General features: G+C 28.4%; 16 protein-coding genes. 10 read left to right on the plus strand and 6 right to left on the minus strand.

Annotated elements, in window-relative coordinates; translation table 11 throughout:
• Nucleotides 1-78: 78 nt before the first annotated feature.
• The 6 genes from ASKIR_RS05055 to pgp3 all read right to left on the minus strand — a co-directional run bounded on the left by ASKIR_RS05055 (nucleotide 79) and on the right by pgp3 (nucleotide 6,159).
• Nucleotides 79-708, minus strand: a complete 630-nt coding sequence (locus tag ASKIR_RS05055; RefSeq protein WP_066161075.1) for an HAD family hydrolase — start codon at nucleotides 706-708, stop codon at nucleotides 79-81.
• A gap of 176 nt (nucleotides 709-884) precedes the next feature.
• The gene (locus tag ASKIR_RS05060) at nucleotides 885-1,448 is read right to left on the minus strand and encodes an LOG family protein (RefSeq protein ID WP_066161072.1); all 564 of its coding nucleotides are present in this window, start codon (nucleotides 1,446-1,448) and stop codon (nucleotides 885-887) included.
• On the minus strand, nucleotides 1,445-3,919 hold the full coding sequence (locus tag ASKIR_RS05065) for an efflux RND transporter permease subunit (RefSeq protein ID WP_118868765.1): 2,475 nt from the start codon (nucleotides 3,917-3,919) through the stop codon (nucleotides 1,445-1,447). The genes ASKIR_RS05060 and ASKIR_RS05065 overlap by 4 nt, the downstream gene beginning before the upstream one ends.
• A 6-nt stretch (nucleotides 3,920-3,925) precedes the next feature.
• Entirely contained in the window at nucleotides 3,926-4,513 is a 588-nt protein-coding gene (locus ASKIR_RS05070; protein WP_118868766.1) for a Tgt2/MlaC family protein, read from the minus strand.
• 2 nt (nucleotides 4,514-4,515) lie between these two features.
• Complete coding sequence (locus tag ASKIR_RS05075; protein ID WP_115588373.1) at nucleotides 4,516-5,253, minus strand: MlaA family lipoprotein; 738 nt, start codon at nucleotides 5,251-5,253, stop codon at nucleotides 4,516-4,518.
• Nucleotides 5,254-5,313: 60 nt separating this feature from the next.
• Entirely contained in the window at nucleotides 5,314-6,159 is an 846-nt protein-coding gene (pgp3, locus tag ASKIR_RS05080) for a peptidoglycan metallopeptidase Pgp3 (protein WP_115588372.1), read from the minus strand.
• Between the two features lie 99 nt (nucleotides 6,160-6,258).
• Here pgp3 and ASKIR_RS05085 point away from each other — a divergent pair, with 99 nt between their 5' ends.
• The 10 genes from ASKIR_RS05085 (at nucleotide 6,259) to ASKIR_RS05130 (ending at nucleotide 19,372) form a co-directional block, all read left to right on the plus strand.
• A complete protein-coding gene (locus ASKIR_RS05085) occupies nucleotides 6,259-6,969 on the plus strand; it encodes a YebC/PmpR family DNA-binding transcriptional regulator (RefSeq protein WP_066161056.1) in 711 nt (236 codons plus the stop codon).
• A gap of 24 nt (nucleotides 6,970-6,993) precedes the next feature.
• Entirely contained in the window at nucleotides 6,994-10,095 is a 3,102-nt protein-coding gene (locus tag ASKIR_RS05090; protein ID WP_115588371.1) for an Eco57I restriction-modification methylase domain-containing protein, read from the plus strand.
• Nucleotides 10,095-11,252, plus strand: coding sequence for a hypothetical protein (locus tag ASKIR_RS05095; protein ID WP_066350730.1), 1,158 nt, complete (start codon nucleotides 10,095-10,097; stop codon nucleotides 11,250-11,252). Before ASKIR_RS05090 ends, ASKIR_RS05095 begins: the two co-directional genes overlap by 1 nt.
• A gap of 97 nt (nucleotides 11,253-11,349) precedes the next feature.
• The gene (locus tag ASKIR_RS05100) at nucleotides 11,350-11,991 is read left to right on the plus strand and encodes a virulence RhuM family protein (RefSeq protein WP_115588370.1); all 642 of its coding nucleotides are present in this window, start codon (nucleotides 11,350-11,352) and stop codon (nucleotides 11,989-11,991) included.
• A gap of 51 nt (nucleotides 11,992-12,042) precedes the next feature.
• Nucleotides 12,043-12,888, plus strand: a complete 846-nt coding sequence (gene zupT / locus ASKIR_RS05105) for a zinc transporter ZupT (protein WP_115588369.1) — start codon at nucleotides 12,043-12,045, stop codon at nucleotides 12,886-12,888.
• Between the two features lie 199 nt (nucleotides 12,889-13,087).
• Nucleotides 13,088-15,664 (plus strand): bifunctional aconitate hydratase 2/2-methylisocitrate dehydratase, encoded by a 2,577-nt coding sequence (locus tag ASKIR_RS05110; RefSeq protein WP_066161041.1) that lies wholly within the window; start codon nucleotides 13,088-13,090, stop codon nucleotides 15,662-15,664.
• Between the two features lie 148 nt (nucleotides 15,665-15,812).
• The gene (locus ASKIR_RS05115) at nucleotides 15,813-17,927 is read left to right on the plus strand and encodes a ribonucleoside triphosphate reductase (RefSeq protein WP_115588368.1); all 2,115 of its coding nucleotides are present in this window, start codon (nucleotides 15,813-15,815) and stop codon (nucleotides 17,925-17,927) included.
• A complete protein-coding gene (gene nrdD, locus ASKIR_RS10410) occupies nucleotides 17,905-18,069 on the plus strand; it encodes an anaerobic ribonucleoside-triphosphate reductase (protein ID WP_109158265.1) in 165 nt (54 codons plus the stop codon). Before ASKIR_RS05115 ends, nrdD begins: the two co-directional genes overlap by 23 nt.
• A complete protein-coding gene (locus ASKIR_RS05125; RefSeq protein ID WP_228254667.1) occupies nucleotides 18,020-18,730 on the plus strand; it encodes an anaerobic ribonucleoside-triphosphate reductase activating protein in 711 nt (236 codons plus the stop codon). The genes nrdD and ASKIR_RS05125 overlap by 50 nt, the downstream gene beginning before the upstream one ends.
• A 129-nt stretch (nucleotides 18,731-18,859) precedes the next feature.
• Nucleotides 18,860-19,372 carry an LPP20 family lipoprotein gene (locus ASKIR_RS05130; protein WP_115588366.1) on the plus strand — a complete coding sequence of 171 codons (513 nt, stop codon included), beginning with the start codon at nucleotides 18,860-18,862 and terminating at the stop codon, nucleotides 19,370-19,372.
• The last annotated feature ends 3 nt before the right edge of the window (nucleotides 19,373-19,375 follow it).

The following is a 19,375-nucleotide window of genomic DNA, read 5'->3' on the forward strand; positions in this document are numbered from 1 at the left end:
AAAATTTTGTAGATTGTATGCAATATTATATTAAAATCTTATGAAAGTAGTATAATTTAAAATTATAATAGTTTTAATCTATAACAGTTTTTTAAGCTCTTCAATGTTATTTATAAAATAATCAGCCTTTGAAAAATCTTGTTTTTGTGTAAACTCATTTTTTACAACAATACAATCAATATTTGCTCTTTTAGAACTCTCCAATCCTCTTTGAGAATCCTCAACAACAATAGCTTCAAAATCTTTTGAATTAAACTTCTCTAAACCTTTTAAATATGGATCTGGATGTGGTTTTGCTCTTTTATAATCCTCAACACAAAGAACAAAATCCATAAAATTTGTAATTCCACTATTTTTATGAATTAACTCAAAATCAACTCTTCTTGATGTTGTTACAATTGCCATTTTATATCTTTTTGATAACTCTTTTAAAGTATCTTTTACATTTTGTATTGATATATCTTTTGTCGTTATAAACTCTTGATAAAAACTATCTCTTATGCTTCTATGTTTTTCAATAATATTGTGTTCAATATTATGTAAAAGTGCTAGTTCAAAAGCACTTCCACCTTTTACCATAATATTTTGATAAAATTCCATCTCTAAATTTAAACCCAAAAGCTTCAAAGCCTTCTTATTTGCTTCAAAATACCACTTTTCAGTCTCTACTAAAACACCATCATTATCAAAAAGAATATATTTTTTCATTTAAAAACCTTAAAAATTAGATAATAAAAAAGGGAAGCTTATAAAAGCTTCCCTTACATTTTTTTATAGGAGGAGAAAAAGTTAAAATTAATTAACTTACAAAAGAATTATAAAAGTATTTAATTAACCCCTTGTCAATACATAATTAATCAAGAGTAAATATGACTTTTTTTATCCTAATTTTCCCATTTTGCTTTTGGAGCTTCATAATTTTTTATTTTTTCAATAATATAATCTATATCATCGCTTACAATTAACATATCTATAAATCTTCTATTCATAAATCCATTTTCTGAGCATGAGTAGAAAAACTCAATTAATTTATCATAATATCCATTTACATTTAAAAAAGCACAGGGTTTTTTATGATAACCAATTTGAGCAGATGCAATTACATCAATAATCTCTTCAAATGTTCCATAACCACCTGGAAGAGCAATAAAAGCATCGCTTAACTCTTCCATTTTAGCTTTTCTCTCTTTCATACTATCTACTTTATAAATTTGAGTAATAGAAGTATTTTCTAACTCTTTACCAACTAAATCATAAGTAATTACACCTATTACTTTGTTGTTTAATTTTAAAGACTCATTTGAGATTACTCCCATAAGCCCTTGTTTTGAACCACCATAAACAATATTTATACTCTCTTTGGCAAGTTTTTGTGCCAGTTGTATGGTTTTTTCTTCATAAATTTTGCTATTTCCAAATGCTGAACCACAATATATAGCTATATTCATATATTTTTCTCCTTTTTATACGGTTTTAATAAGATTAATAATCTTGGAAGTAAGATTAAATTTGCAGCTAAAACAGTTATCATTACAATAGCTGTTAAAATTCCAAAATATATTGTAGGAACTAAATTTGAAAGCATAAAAATTGAAAATCCAATTACAACAATAATAGTTGTGTGATACATTGGATATCCAACACTATTTAAAGATTTTTCAACTGCAAGGCTATAATCTTTATGGCTCTTTTTATACTCAAAATCAAATCTATGTATAAAATGAATAGTATCATCAACAGCAATTCCTAAAGCAATTGCTGCAATTGTAATTGTCATAATATCAAGTGGAATCTCAAGCCACCCCATAATTCCAAAAACCAAAGATATAGGAATAATATTTGTACCTAAAGCTATAACTACCATTTTAATATTTCTAAATAGAATAAAAAACATAATTGCCAAGATAAAAATAGATGTAGTAGCAGTTGCTATTTGAGATTCAAACAGAGATTGAAGCATATTATTATATAAAACCATAAGATTTGTAAGCCTAAAAGTTGTCTCTTTGTTTGTAATAATCTCTTCTAAATCACTATTTATCTTTTTAATTAGCTCATCTCTTCTTAAATTAGGATTTGAGTCAATTATTCTCATAGTAACTCTAGCTTCAGAAGCTTCAATATTTACAAATGGACTCAAAATAAGTTTTTTGTACTCATCTGGAAGTTGGTTATAGATTACAGCAAGAGTTATTCCATCTAAATCTTGATTATTATTTAAAAGTTTTCCAATTTTTAAAAGTGTTGCCAATGATTGAACTTTTCCAACTTCAGGAATTGACTCTAAATAGTCATGAACTTTTGTAATAGTTTCCATTTTTGATTGAGTAAACCAATATTGTGCATCATTTTTTGAAGATTCAAACTCTGCTTCAAAATCATCAAAACTATCTTCAACTTTAGAGTTTAAATCTTCACTTTTAAATTTAATTATGACATCAAGTGGAGTTGTACCACCAAGATTCTCATCAATTACCTTCATACCTTTATAGATTTCACTATTTTCTTTAAAATAGTTTATAAAACTATTCTCTACAAATATTTTGCTAGAACCAATAAAAGAGAATAAAATTGTAAAAAATGCAACAAAAACTATCTTTTTACCATGATTTAAAACTATATTTGGAAGTTTTGGTATAAAAGAGATTAGTTTTTTATCTTTTAAAACTTCCTCTTTTTTTCCAATAAGTAGCACAAATATTGGAAAATATATAAATGTTAAAACCAAAGATACCAAAATCCCAACACTCATCATAAGACCCAAGTTTATAACTGGCTCAATATTTGATAACACCAAAGATGAAAATCCAACAACTGTTGTAATAATTGCAAAAAAAGATGGGATTAGTTTTGATAAAACTGTATTTATTGTAAGTTTATATTGATTTGCATTTTTATATTTAAAGTACAACTCCTTGTATCTTTCAACTAAATGAACGACCAAAGACATTGTAATAATTAGTTGAAGTGCTACAAAGTTTGATGATATAACTGTAACTTCCCAAGAAAAAAGACCTAAAATTCCAGCTGTACTTAATATAGAGATAAAACAGATAAATAAAATTATAAAAACCCATCTAAAACTTCTAAATATGTACCATAAAACAAAAATAAAGATGATAATTAAGCTTAAACCATAGATTAGTAAATCACTTTTTATAAAGCCAATAGCATCACTTGCTATCATATTTACTCCACCTAAAAACACAGTTGCATCATTTTCATACTTCTTAAGTATTTGTCTAATCTCTTCTATATCTTCACTATTCTTATTTTTTACAAACTCTCTATAAGCTTTAAACTCTTCATTTAAAAGCTCTTCCTCTTTTAACTCAACACTATTTAAAGCTCTTGTCTCTTTTATTTTTAAAAATTGCTCTTTTTTATTTAAAAACTCTTGATATTTTTCATCATCTTTTAGATTTAAAAGTAGGGCAGTAGTTTTAAAATCAGAACTTACAAGAGCATTTTTATAAAGTTCAGAGTTCAAAAACTCATTTTTAACAAGCTCTTTATCAAACTCTTTTGTGCTTAAGCTATCAACTCCAGCAACTAAATCAGATATTGGACGAATTGGAGATTGTAAAAGAGGAACTGTAAGAATAGAATCAACACTTTTTATACTATCTTGTTTTTCTAAATCTTTTGATATGTTTTTTATAAGCTCTAAGGTTCTATTATCTAGTAGATTTTCTTTAGGTGCTAATGTTACTACCAAGAAGTTTGAACTACCATATTTTTTATAACTTTGTCTAAAAAATCTTAAATCTTCATCATCTTCTAAAAGCAAAGTTTCAGCACTAGCATCTATTTGAATATCTTTTGCATGATATGATAAAAACCCTACAAATAAAGATGCTATTATCAAAAAAATAGATGGATATCTAAATATTAATAAATCGTAGAGTTTTTTAAACATTTTGTCTTATTTTTGTTCTTTAAGCATTGCTAATATTTGTGGGAAATCTTTCTCTTTGAATAGTTCAGCAAACTGTTGTCTATATGTTTGAATGATACTTACTCCAACCAAATCAATATCATAAATCAACCAATCACCATTTTTTTCATAAAAATTGTAATTTATAGTGTAGTTTCCATCAGATCCTATAAGCTCAGTTTTTAGTTGAAGTCTTGTTTTAAAATATGGCTCAAGAGCTATTATTTTTACTTTTTGATTTGTATAAAGTTCAAGTTTATTTGTGTAAGATCTTTTTAAAGTGTATTCAAAAGTTTTTACAAATTCAATTTGTTCTTCATTTGATAATTTATCCCAAATCTCTTTTCCTAAAGATATTCTTGCCATTAATTCAAAGTCAAAAACATTATTTACAACATTTATAATATCAACTTTTTTTTGCTCTAAGTCTATATTTGTATCTTTTAAAATAGATATTACGCTATCTATTTTTTGTGTCATAACATCTACAATCTGCTCTTTTTGTATTGCTTTTAAATTTGATACAAATAAAATCATTAATAACAAAAACTTTAAAAAGTTTGCTTTTAGTAGCATAATTACTCCTTAATCTCTTGATTTCTTTTTTGTGTATAGGCATTTTTTAAATATGGATATAAATCTATCGCATCTTTTTTTATCATGTCATAAAATTCTGGATTTTTTGAAAATTCATTTAATATTATAATTGAATTTAAAGTTAAATCCTCTTTCCAGTTGAATTGATCAGATGTTTTATATGGAATAGTATTATGTGCAACCTGACTTGTAGGAGAAAGTGATAAATCTCCAGCTAAACCAAACATATCTCTAAGATTTGATGGTCCCAAAAATGGTAATACTACATGAAAACCTTCTCCAACTCCCCAGTAACCCAAAGTTTGTCCAAAATCTTCTTTGTATATTTCCATTCCTAAAGTGTGTGTTGCTTGATCCATAAAACCACCAAAACCCCAAATAGTATTTATTAAAAATCTTCCAAGCTCTTTTCCAGCTCTTTCAAATTTTAGTTGAAACAAATTATTTACAAATCTCACAGGAAACAGAAGATTTGTAAAAAAGTTACTAATTCCAGTTCTTGCAACCTCTGGAACAACATATTTATAACCCTTTGCTGTTGGTTTTACTACATAGGTAAAAAAACCATCATTAAAGTGTGTCATAGCTCTGTTATATCCACTTAAAGGATCAAAATCCTCTTTTGGTTTTTTAAATTCAGCTTCAAACTCATCATGAAAAGATGGCTCAGAAGCAAAGCTAAAAACTGATATTAGTATCAAAATGATAATTTTTTTCAAATATAAACCTTTTTTAAATAAAGCTAAATTGTATCTAAAATAGATATCAATAAACTTTAACTAATTTTTTAAACTATTTAAAATATCAATTGCTTGTAGAGGATTTACAATCACATCATCTATTTTAAACATAAAGTGTAAATGTGGTCCAGTAGAACGCCCCGTATTTCCACTAAGAGCTATAATATCACCTCTTTTTACAAAATCTCCAAGCTTTACTTTAAACTCATCTAAATGAAAATATCCACTAAAAACTCCATGACCGTGATCTATTACAACACTTTTTCCACCATAGAATCTATCTTTTGCAACTCTTACAATTCCACTATTAGATGCTTTTATAGGAGTTCCTATAGGTGCTCTAAAATCTGTTCCTGTGTGATAAGAGCGTAAAGTGTTGTTAAACAATCTTGCATTTCCAAAATCGCTTGTGATTTTTGAATCAATAGGATAAATAAAATCATCTTTCCATAAAATATTTGGATGTTTTTTTGTGTAAATCTCTTTTGCCTCTTCAAACTCTTTTTTAACTCTTTGTTTATCTTCTTGCGATAACTCAACTTTACTAGAGCTAACACTTAGGGTTTCAGTTTTGTAATCACCTTTGTTTATATATAGATTTTTACCTTTAAATACTTTTTTTCCATTTTCAAAGTATGAGACAATAATTGGCTCTTTTTTTGGTTTTTCATAATAAGAGATTGGAAGTAAAATATAGTAGCTATCTTTTTTGAAAGGGTTTTCAAAAAAATCGTAGTTTTTATTTAGAAAAGTAAGCTTTGGATTTTCTATATTGCTCTTCTCTAAACTCACCAAAATTGTATTTGCGTTTATAGTTTTGTTTGTATTTAGTTCAAGTGCAAATAAACTTGAAACAAATAAAAATAAAATGATAACTTTTTTCATGGCAAAATCTTAGCAAAACTAATATTAAAACCATTTTTTATAGTTTTAGTGCAAACCTGATATAATGTCGCCCAAAAATAAATTTTTATGGAGTTATCTATGGGTAGAGCCTTTGAATATAGAAAAGCAGCAAAGATGAAAAGATGGGGAAATATGAGTAGAGTATTTCCAAAACTAGCACGTGCTATTGAGGTTGCAGCAAAAAGTGGAGTTCCAGACCCTGAAATGAACTCAGCTTTAAGAACTGCTATTTTAAATGCAAAAGCTGAAAATATGCCAAAAGCAAATATTGATGCAGCTATTAAAAGAGCAACAGGAAAAGATTCAGCAAACTTCTCTGAAGTAAATTTTGAAGGAAAAGGTCCTCACGGAGTTTTGGTTTTTGTTGAAACTGCAACAGACAACAACACAAGAACAGTAGCAAATATTAAAATGCACTTTAATAAAACGGGTGGACAAGTTGTTCCAACTGGTTCTTTAGAGTTTTTCTTCGATAGAAAAGCTATTTTTGAGTTTACAAAACCAGCTAACTGGGAACTTGAAGAGTTGGAGTTAGAGCTAATAGATGCAGGTCTTGAAGAGCTTGAAGAGGAAGATGGATTGTGTCTTGCTTATGCAAACTATACAGACTTTGGAAATATGAACAATAAATTTGAAGAGCTAAAAATCCCTCTTATAAAAGCAGAGCTAAAAAGAATTCCAAACAATCCTCAAGAGTTTAGCGAAGAGCAACAAGAAGATATAGGTAAACTTATAGAAAAACTTGAAGATGATGACGATGTACAGGCTGTTTATACAAATATAGCTTAAAAAATTCAAACTAGGGGAGAGATTTTGTCTATATTTCAAAATAGTGTTTTAAAAACTTTTAAACAAGATGAAAAGTTGGTAGCTGCTAGATGGGCAGCTTTTCAAAACTACAAATCAAAAGTAGAGGCTATAAAAGATTTCAAAGAGGAAGAGTATCAAGATGGATTTTTAAAAGATATTTTTGAATCTTGTCTTGGATACACTCTAAAAACTACAAATCCAAGCTCTTTTAATCTTGAGAGAGAAAAGAAAAACGAAACAGATAGCAAAAAAGCAGATGGAGTTATCTATTTAAATAGTGAAATAATTGCCGTAATTGAGTTAAAAGATACAAAAACAAAAAATCTTGACCGTGTACAACAACAAGCTTTTTGGTATTTAACACAACACACAAAAGCCAAATATGTGATTATTTCAAACTTTGATGAGCTTAGATTTTATTTTGATAAAAGCACAGCTTATGAGAGTTTTTCTCTGTTTAATCTATCTTATGATGAGTTTTGTAAGCTTCATTTGCTTTTGTCTTTTGAAAATATCAAAGATGAAACAGCTTTAAAAATAAAAGAGAAATCAAACAGCTTTGAGCAAGATATATCTAAAAAACTATATAAAGATTTCTCCAACTTTAGAACACTTCTTTTTGAAAATATTGTAAAAAATAATCCAACTATTGATAAACAAACACTTCTAAGACTCACTCAAAAACTATGCGATCGTATTATTTTTATACTATTTGCAGAAGATAGAGATTTGCTTCGTGCAAATATGATAAAAGAGATTAGAGAGGAGTTTATAAATCAAAAGTTTACAAACTACTCTTTATATGATATTTATAAATTCTACTTTGAAGCTATAAACAAAGGAAACGATAAACTACAAATTCCTCAATACAACGGAGGACTTTTTGCTGTTGATGAGCTTCTTGATAGTTTGATTATAGATGATTATATTTTAGATGAAAATGTACAGATACTTTCAAACTACGATTTTGCAAGTGAAATATCTGTAAATATTTTGGGACATATTTTTGAGCAGAGTCTTACAGACCTTGAAGAGCTTCAAGCAAATATAGATAATGTAAACTTTGATAAAACAAAATCAAAAAGAAAAAAAGATGGTGTATTTTATACTCCTGAATATATCACAAGATATATTGTAGAAAATACTCTTGGCAAAATGTGTAGTGAGAAAAGAGAAGATCTAAAAATTGTTGAGATAACACCTCCATCTAACCCAAAAAAACTAACAAAACAAGAGCAACAAACAAAAGAGAACCTGCAAGAGTATAAAAACTGGCTTCTAAATCTAAAAATCCTAGACCCAGCTTGTGGAAGTGGAGCATTTCTAAATCAAGCTTTGGAATACTTGATATCTGAACACAAAAATCTACAAAATGATTTGGCTTTGATGGGAGATTTGTTTGCTTCATATATGGTAGAAGAAGAGATACTTGAACACAATCTTTATGGTGTGGATATAAATGAAGATGCCGTGGAGATTGCAAAACTAAGTTTGTGGCTACGAACTGCAAAAAGAGGAAGACCACTTACAAAACTAGCAGACAAGATAGTTTGTGCAAACTCACTTTTAGAGATGCCATTTAGTGAAAATAGTTTTGATGTGGTTATTGGAAATCCACCTTATGTAAGAGTTCAAGGATTAAAAAGTAACTATGAAAATGAAGCAAAACTTTATGAAGAAAAATTTGTAAGTGCAACTGGAAATTATGATTTATATGCTCTATTTTTAGAAATGAGTTTTAAGATGCTAAATCAAAAAGGAAAACTTAGTTATATTTTGCCTCATAAATTTCTAATATCTGATTTTGGAAGTGGTATAAGAGGATTTTTGAGTGAAAACAAAGCAGTAGAAAGCTTACTTCACTTTGGTAGTGAAATGGTTTTTGAAGATGCTTCTACTTATACTTGCATAATAAATCTATCTCACAATAATAAAAAACTAGATTTTAAATCAATAAGCCCAAATGATATATTTAATCCTTTTCAATATGACTCTATAAGTTATGAAAATCTAAATAGTGATAAGTGGAACTTATCTTCAAATGATATTACAAAAGTTTTGGAAAAAATAAATCTTCAACCTTTGAGAGTTAAAGATGTCTTTGCAAAGATTTTTCAAGGAGCAAAAACAGGAAGTGATGATGTTTTTTTATTATTATCAACCGAAAAAGGTTTTTATTCAAAAGCACTCGATAAAATTGTAGAAGTTGAAAAAGGTTTGTTAAAACCAATGCTTAAAGGTGAAGATATAAGTAGATATAAAAATCTTAAAAATAGATATTCTGTAATTTTCCCATATATTTTGGAAGATGGAAAAACAAAACCAATGAGTGAAGATTTTATAAAAGAGAACTATCCAAAAGGATATGAATATTTAAAAGCAAATGAGGAATTTTTAAGAGGTAGAGAAAAAAGAAGATTTGATAATCCAAAAGATTGGTTTTTATTTAGTAGAAATCAAGGAATTAATTACTTTCATTATCATAAAATAATTATTCAAGAATTAAGTTTTGGTTCAAATCTAACTTATGATAATGTTGGAATGTGTCATGCAGGACAATATAGTATGGTAAAGAAAAAAGAAATAAAAGAGGATGATAAGTTTTATTTAACTCTTTTAAATTCTTCTTTAATGTGGTTTTTTATAAAAAATACTAGTACAGAATTTAGAGGAGGTTATTTCGCATATCAAACTAAATATATTGAGCCTTTTCCTCTACCAAAACTAGAAAATTTAGAACAACAAGAACCCTTTATCCAAAAAGCTGATTTAATGCTTGAATTAAATAAAAAACTACAAGAGCTAAAACAAAACTTTATAAATGAATTAAATCTTGAAAAAGTTCCTACAAAGCTACAAAAATTTGAAGAGCTAGATTTTGATGATTTTGTAAAAGAGTATGCAAAAGCAAAAAAACTAAAATTTGCCGATAAATTAGAAGAGAGAAATTTCAAAAATGAGTGGCAAAGACTTTTTGAAAATGACAAAAAAGAAGTCCTAGAAATCCAAAATCAAATCAATATTACAGATAAAGAAATCGACCAAATGGTTTATAAACTCTATGATTTAACTCCTGATGAAATTAAAATTGTTGAGGGTGTGTAGTGTTTAGTTCTTTACAAAATAGAAAAAGAACAAATTTACCTAATAAATTTAATTTTGGACATGAATTAAGTTTTTTGTTGCACGATATTATGACAAGTTTATTTGAAACTGCTAAACAAACAAATATGTTTTCAATAAACATAGATATTTATGAAGATGAATATAAGAAATTTTTAGAAAACTCAGAAGATATTGGTAAGTGGATACTTAATACTAAAGAGAAAAATAAAAGTGCAAAAGTATTAAAAACAATAGTATTTCCAGCTTTATTATCTGATATGTTACATTGTTTTTATGAAGCTCTTGAAACATCAAGAAAAGGAAAATTAACAATTTCATATATGCTTATTAGAAAACCTTTGCAAGAAAGTTTATATTTATTAGAAGATATTGTTTTAAGTGAGTTAAATTTTTCAGATAAATTTAAGAAAAATGCAGAAAGTTCTGAATTAGAATCGTTAGAATATAAAAAAAACTTAAAACATCTTGAATTTAGTTCAGCTGGTGGAAAAGAGGGGCATGCAAAAAGAATAGAAAAAATATTTGAAATTATGGGTTCTAATTTTGGATTAAGTCCAGAATATATAGCACAATTAAGATACGACAAATCAAGTGAAGATAGTTTTGATATAATTTGTAATAAAGCAATGCATCTATTCACAACTCATGAAAAGATTTTTACTGAGCCATTAAATATAAATATGATATTTTCAGGTTATTCTGAATTTGAAACCCAATGGGCATATTTATATAGTAGATTACCTTATTTATTATTTTATACTTGGATAATTGTAGAATATTTAACAAATAGCATTATAGAAACTTCTCAAGAATATTTAGATGATATTAGAAGAAGAGTATCAGCATTAATAATTTTATGGTGGAATGAAATAGATGATTTTTATAAAAATGAAAAACTTGAAAGTTTTGTAGGATTTCAAGAAGAATGGTTAAATAATCATTGCTTAAAAAATGGCTACAAAATTCCAACAAAGAATAATTTAATAAAAATGTTTAAAAATGGTTCTTTTCCAAATGAGAGTAAAAATTCAATTAAACAAAGATTAAATAGATATCAAGATATTTATAAAATAAATCTTTTAGATGCAAAATATTATGAAAAAGATGTAAATTTTAAAATTATTGATAATAAATAAAGTACAAAACATATTTAATTACAAATTGTAATATTTCTTTCTCTTTTTACTCTCTTTTGCTAAGATTTAAAAAATCTTTCAAGCAAGGGGAAATAAAATGCAAGATTTATCAAATTTAGTGGTTTGCAATGATGGAGAACTAGAACTCAAAGTTTCGGTTGATAGTGAAACAATTTGGCTAACACAAAAGCAAATAGCTGAAGTTTTTGGTGGAACAAAACAAAATATTAGTTTACATATTAATAATATATATAAAGAAAAAGAGCTAGATAAAATTTCAACTGTCAAGTATTACTTGACAGTTCAAAAAGAAGGAAATAGAGAAGTTACTAGAAATATTGAACACTATAATCTTGATATGATTTTATCTTTAGGTTATAGAATAAATTCAATAAAAGCTACAAAATTCAGACAATGGGCAACATCGGTACTAAAAAACTATATTCAAAATGGATATGTTATAAATGGTGAAAAAATTACAAATGATAGATTTGTATCTTTAGAAAATGATGTAAATATTTTAAAATCTCAAATGAATAAAATTAATTCTAAAATAAAAGAAAATATCTCGTTAAAAACTTTTAAAAACTCTCACGATAGATTTTTGATTATTGATAAAAAAGAGATTTATCATTTGGGAGCAAGTTTGAAAGATTTGGGTAAAAAATGGTTTGCCTTTTCAAAGATGAGTTTAGACTTTTTAAATTTAGATGATATTTTACATAAGCTAGAAGTGTGAAAATCAAATATGATATAATCCAAATTTTAAAAAATAAATCATAGGTAATTTATGCAAGACATCTCACTTGAAACCTTTCTTTTTGCTGCAATGCTAACTTTTCTAGCAGGATTTGCTACATCTATTGGTGCTATTTTGGCATTTTTCTCAAAAAAAGATAACTACTTTATTTTATCAATTGGTATGGGATTTTCAGCTGGAGTTATGATTTATGTATCTTTTATGGAGATTTTAGTTAAATCAAGAGAATCTTTTACCAATCTTTATGAAAATCCTATTACAGGAGAATTTTTAACAATTATTTGCTTTTTTATAGGAATAATTTTAACAGCCTTTATAGATAAAGTAATTCCAGAGGATTTAAATCCACACGAACCAAAAAGCGATAATCAGCTTCAAGAGTTAAAACCAGATACAAAATCTTCACTAATAAGAAATTCAAAACTAAGAAGAACAGGAATTTTCACAGCAATTGCAATAGCAATTCACAACTTCCCAGAAGGTTTTGCTACATTTGTTTCAGCTTTGGAAAACCCAACAGTTGGTATTACAATCGCATTTGCAATAGCAATTCACAATATTCCAGAAGGAATGGCAGTATCTTTACCAATCTATCACGCAACAGGAGAGAAGAAAAAAGCATTTTGGTATGCAACACTTTCAGGACTAGCTGAACCTCTTGGTGCTGTTGTTGGGTTTTTCTTGATTCTTCCTTTTATGGGAGATGCTACTTTGGCAATTGTTTTTGGAATTGTTGCTGGAATTATGGTTTATATCTCTTTTGATGAGCTTTTACCAGCTTCAAGAGTTTATGGAAACGCTCATACTACAATAGTTGGTATCTCTTTGGGAATGTTTGTTATGGCTATTAGTTTAGTTTTGTTTAAGTTGATTTAAACAAAACTATATTTTTCTAAATTGTACAAAAGTTGTACATTATTTAAATTAAAAACTCCTTTAAACTTAGATATAGCTTTGTAGTGTAACTTTTATTTACAAAATTAAAATTTGTACAACTATAAACAAAAATTGTACAAGCTTATTTAGCTCTTTGTGATATAATTTCCACAAATTCTAAAATCTAATAGGAGAAAAAATGAGTTTATTACAAGAGTATAAAGCACACGAAGCACAAAGAGCAAAAGAGGGTGGATTACCAGGTCTTGCACTTACAGCTGCTCAAACTGCTGAATTAGTAGAGCTTTTAAAAGCAAATAAAGTTGAAGATGCAGAATATGCATTAAATCTATTTAAAAACAAAATCAACCCAGGTGTTGATGATGCTGCTTATGTTAAAGCTGCTTTTTTAAATGATGTTGTTCAAGGTAAAGTTGCATGTTCTGTAATTTCAAAAGTTGAAGCTGTTGAAATTTTAGGAACAATGATGGGAGGATACAATGTACCACCTCTAGTTGAAGCACTAAAAGTTGCAGAAGTTGCAGATGCAGCTGCTAAAGAGTTAAAAAATACAATTCTTGTTTACAACTCATTTAATGATGTAAAATCTTTAATGGATGCTGGAAATGCAAAAGCTAAAGAAGTTATTGAATCATGGGCAAATGCTGAGTGGTTTACAAATAAACCAGCACTTGAAGAAGAGATTACATTAACAGTTTATAAAATTCCAGGGGAAACAAATACAGATGATTTATCTCCTGCAACTGTTGCATTTACAAGAGCAGATATTCCATTACACGCAACTGCAATGTTACAATCAAGAATGGAAAAACCTTTAGAAAAAATGGCTGAATTAAAAGCAAAAGGTCACCCATTAGCTTATGTTGGAGATGTTGTTGGAACAGGAAGTTCAAGAAAATCAGGAATCAACTCAGTTCAATGGCATATGGGAAGAGATATTCCAGGTGTTCCAAATAAAAGAACAGGTGGAGTTGTAATTGGTTCTATCATTGCTCCAATTTTCTTCAACACAGCAGAAGATTCAGGATGTTTACCAATTGAAGCAAATGTTGATAGTATTGAAACTGGAGATGTTATTACATTAAAACCATACGCTGGTGAAATTTTAAAAGATGGAAAAGTTGTTTCTACATTTAAATTAAGCCCAAATACTTTAACAGATGAGATGAGAGCTGGTGGAAGAATTCCTTTAATTATTGGAAAAGGATTAACTGCAAAAGCTAGAGAAGCTTTAAAATTAGGTGCTTCAACTGCATTTATTGCTCCTGAGCAACCTGCAAACAACGGAAAAGGTTATACTCAAGCACAAAAAATGGTTGGAAGAGCTTGTGGTGTTGAAGGTATTAAACCAGGTATGTATGTTGAGCCAATCGCTACAACTGTAGGAAGCCAAGATACAACAGGACCAATGACAAGAGATGAGATTAAAGAACTTGCAGCATTAAGTTTTGGTGCTGATATGGTTATGCAATCATTCTGTCACACAGCTGCTTATCCAAAACCAGCTGATATTAAATTAAGACACACTTTACCAGATTTCATCAACTCAAGAGGTGGAGTTACACTTAAGCCAGGTGATGGTGTTATTCACTCATGGTTAAATAGATTATGTTTACCAGATACTGTAGGTACTGGTGGAGATTCTCATACAAGATTCCCAATTGGTATCTCATTTCCAGCTGGTTCAGGACTTATTGCATTCGCAGCAGTTACAGGTATGATGCCTTTAACTATGCCAGAATCTGTTTTAGTTAAATTTAGTGGAAAAATGCAACCAGGAATTACTCTAAGAGATTTAGTAAATGCTATTCCATACTATGCAATTAAACAAGGATTGTTAACTGTTCCTAAGAAAAACAAAAAGAATATCTTTGCTGGAAAAATTATTGAAATTCAAGGTTTACCAGAGTTAAAAGTTGAACAAGCGTTTGAATTATCAGATGCATCAGCTGAAAGAAGTGCTGCTGCTTGTTCTGTTCAATTAAACAAAGAGCCAATTATTGAATACCTATCTTCAAATATCGCTTTAATTGAAAAAATGATTGAAGAGGGTTATGAAGATGCAAAAACTCTTCAAAGAAGAGCTGATAAGATGAAAGAGTGGATTAAAAAACCAGAACTATTAGAGCCAGATTCAGATGCTGAATATGCAGCTGTAATTGATATTAACTTAAATGATATTAAAGAGCCAATTTTAGCTTGTCCAAACGATCCAGATGATGTTGCAACATTATCAGAAATCTTAGCTGATGACTCTAGACCAAAAAATATTGATGAAGTATTTGTTGGTTCTTGTATGACAAATATCGGATTATTTAGAGCTTTAGGAGAAGTATTAAAAGGTGAAGGTGTTGCTAAAGCAAAACTATGGGTTGCACCTCCTACAAAAATGGATGAAGCTCAATTAACAGAAGAGGGATACTACGCAGCATTTGCAGCAGCAGGTGCTAGAATAGAAATTCCTGGATGTTCACTATGTATGGGTAACCAAGCACAAGTTAGTGAAGGTTCAACAGTATTCTCTACATCTACAAGAAACTTTGATAACAGACTTGGTAAAAACTCTAAAGTTTATTTAGGTTCTGCTGAAGTTGCTGCTGTTGCTGCACTTTTAGGAAGATTACCATCTGTTCAAGAGTATTTAGATATCGTTGCTAAAAAAATCAATGAAAGCAACAAAGATGGAGTTTACAAATACTTAAACTTCCACCAAGTGACATCTGAACACTTAACTACACTTTTAACTTCAAGATAATATTATCTTAAAATAAAAGTTTAAAGCCTCTAGATTTTATCTAGGGGCTTTTTTTATCTCTACTTAAAAAATGACACTTTTGTGACTTTTTATCTCACTACTACTTAAGATAAACTCCCCTAAACTCTCAAGGTTAAAAGGAGTTTGAATGATAGAATATATTATAAAAAGGGATGGTAAAAAAGTTAATTTTGAAGCATTTAAAATTGAAGATGCTATTAAAAAAGCTTTTAAAAGTGTAAATATATCTTATGATAAATCAATATTTTTATCAGTTTTATTTGAAATAGAATCAAAAAATATAAAAGTTGTTGAAGATATTCAAGATTTAATAGAAAAAGAGCTTTATAAATCAAACTATTTTGATGTTATGAAATCTTTTATGCTCTATAGACACCTTCACAAAATCCAAAGAGAACAGATTTTGGGACTTAGTGATGATACAACTTATGTAAACTCGACTCAAACAATACAAGAGTATATAAATGGTGAAGATTGGAGAATAAAAGCAAATTCAAATACAGGATATTCTCATGCTGGACTTATAAACAATAGTGCTGGAAAATTAATAGCAAACTATTGGCTTGATAAAATATATACAAAAGAGCAAGGATATGCTCATAGAAATGCAGATATTCATATTCATGATTTAGATTGTCTAAGTGCTTATTGTGCTGGATGGAGTTTGAGAGTTTTACTTGATGAGGGATTTAATGAAGTTCGAGGAAGAGTTGAAAGTAAGGCTCCAAATCATTTTAGAGAAGCTTTAGGGCAGATGGCAAATTTCTTAGGAATTCTTCAAAGTGAGTGGGCAGGAGCTCAAGCTTTTAGCTCTTTTGATACATATTTAGCACCTTATGTTTTTAAAGATAAACTTGAATTTAAAGAGATAAAAAAAGCAATAAGAAGCTTTATTTATAACTTAAATGTTCCAGCACGATGGGGGCAAAGTCCTTTTACAAATATAACTATTGATTGGACGGTTCCAAGTGATTTAAAAGATCAAATACCAACACGAAATCAAGAGCATCTATTTAAAGATTTAAAAGATGATGAGCTTTTAAAAGAGGCAAAAAATAGGGGAGTTTCAACTTTTGAAGAGCTTACATATAAACATTTTCAAAAAGAGATGAATATTATAAACAGAGCTTACTATGAGATTATGACACAAGGGGATAAAACAGGTCAGCCATTTACTTTTCCAATTCCAACTGTAAATATCACTGAAGATTTTGACTGGGATGGAGAAAATACAGATATTTTGTTTGAAAATACAGCAAAAATAGGAAGTAGCTATTTTCAAAATTTTATAGGAAGCCAATACAAAAAAGATAAATTTGGAAATAAAATACCAAATGAAGAGGCTTATAAACCAGGACATGTAAGAAGTATGTGTTGCAGACTTCAACTTGATTTAAGAGAGCTTTTAAAACGAGGTGGTGGACTTTTTGGAAGTGCCGAAATGACTGGAAGTATTGGAGTTGTTACTTTAAATATGGCAAGACTTGGATATTTGTATAAAAATGATAAAAAAGGTTTATATAAAAGAGTTGAAGAGTTGATGGACTTATCAAAAGATAGTTTAGAGAAGAAAAGGGTTTTTGTACAAGAGATGTATGATAGGGGTTTATATCCATATACAAAAAGATATTTAAAGCACTTTAACAACCACTTTTCAACTATTGGAGTAAATGGAATAAATGAGATGCTTCAAAATTTTTTTGAGAAGAGTGTTGATTTATCAACAAAAAAAGGGATAGATTTTGTTTTAGAGTTATTAGATTTTATGAGAGATAAAATGGTTCAATATCAAAAAGAGAGTGAAAATCTTTACAATCTTGAAGCAACACCAGCAGAAGGTACAACTTATAGATTTGCAAAAGAGGATAAAAAAAGATACAAAGATATTATTCAAGCTGGATTTGAAAAAAATATCTACTATACAAACTCTTCACAACTTCCAGTTGATTATACAGATGATCCGTTTGAGGCTTTGAGCTTACAAGATGATTTACAGTGTAAATATACAGGTGGAACAGTTTTACATCTTTATATGAAAGAGAAGATATCAAGCATTGAAGCTTGTAAAAAGATGGTAAAAAATGTAATTTCAAACTTTAGATTGCCATATATTACAATTACGCCTCTTTTTTCAGTTTGTCCAATTCATGGATATTTAAATGGCGAATATGAGTATTGTCCAAAATGTGATGATGAAATTTTAAAAAAGGAGCTAGAAGATGGAAAAAACAAAATTGCTTGAAAAAAATATAGAAAAAAGAACAAAGTGTATAGTATATACTAGAGTTATGGGTTACCATAGACCGGTTGAAAGTTTTAATATAGGAAAAAAAGGTGAACACAAGCAAAGAGTTAAATTTATTGAATCAAAAAATTGTTTATGACTTTACAAAGTTTACTACAACAGATTACACAAATGAACTATCTTGTGTAGTCTGGTTTAGCTCTTGTAATCTAAGATGTGCTTATTGTTATAATGATAATATAGTTAAGAGCAAACAAGGAGAATACTCTTCAGGTGATATTTTAAAGTTTTTAAGCTCAAGAATAGGGCTTTTAAGTGCTGTTGTACTATCAGGTGGAGAGGCTTTGATGTATGATTTAGTGCCATTTTGTAAAGAGATAAAAAAGATGGGATTTAAAATAAAATTAGATACAAATGCAACATATCCAAAGAGATTAAAAGAGCTAATCTCTTTAAATCTTATTGATTTTGTATCAATAGATTTTAAAGCACCCAAGAGTAAATATAAACTTGTAACAAAAAAAGATAGCTATGAAAAAACTATAAAAAGTATTAAGTATCTAATAGATATAAACTTTCCTTTTGAACTAAGAACTACTGTAAATACTAATCTTTTAAATGAAAATGATATAAACGAAATTATAGAAACTATTTCTTGTATAGGTTATAACAATGCTTATTATATACAAAATTTCTTGCAAACCAAATCAAATCTTGGAAATATAACTCAAAATAGAGATTTAAATAGAGATTTAATCAAAAAAGATATCTTAAAAATAGAGTTTAGAGATACTATATAGTATTAAATATGTGTAAAAGTAGATTAATTTTTATCCAAAATAAAAGTGAAATAAATAAATAAATTTTTTTAATATTATCTTAAGTCAATTTCAAAGATAATCAAAGTCAAATTTTTATTAGGAGAAGTTATGAAACTTACGAAAATTATTTTACCAGTAGCTGCGGCTACATTGTTGTTTGTTGGATGTGGTTCAAAAGACCCTGAGGCAAATTTAGCGCCTGAGGAGTGTATTGTTAGTAATTTAAAAGCACCTCTATGGGTTTGTGGAAACTTAGATAGTTTAAGCAAAGGTGATAAAAAATATGCGAGTGCTTCTGCTCCTATGTCAAAACTTGGAAGAGAGTTTACAAGAAAGCAAGCATTAGCAAAAGCTAGAGCAAATATGGCTGATGATTTAAAATCTGATGTAATTTCACAAGTTCAAGAAGAAGCAAGTGAGAGACAAATAGATGATAATGTTACTGTAAATAGAGTTTCAGAGCAAGCTATTAGACAAATTTCAAGTTTAACACTAAAAGGTACATCACAAGTTAGTTCTTGGGAAGATACAGTTGCAAAAGATTTGTATGTTTTAATTGCTATTCCAAAAGCAAATATTGACGATGAAATTAATAAAGCATTTGATAGTGTTTCAAGATAAGGA

This window comes from Aliarcobacter skirrowii CCUG 10374 (assembly GCF_003544835.1).
GTDB classification, from domain to species: domain Bacteria; phylum Campylobacterota; class Campylobacteria; order Campylobacterales; family Arcobacteraceae; genus Aliarcobacter; species Aliarcobacter skirrowii.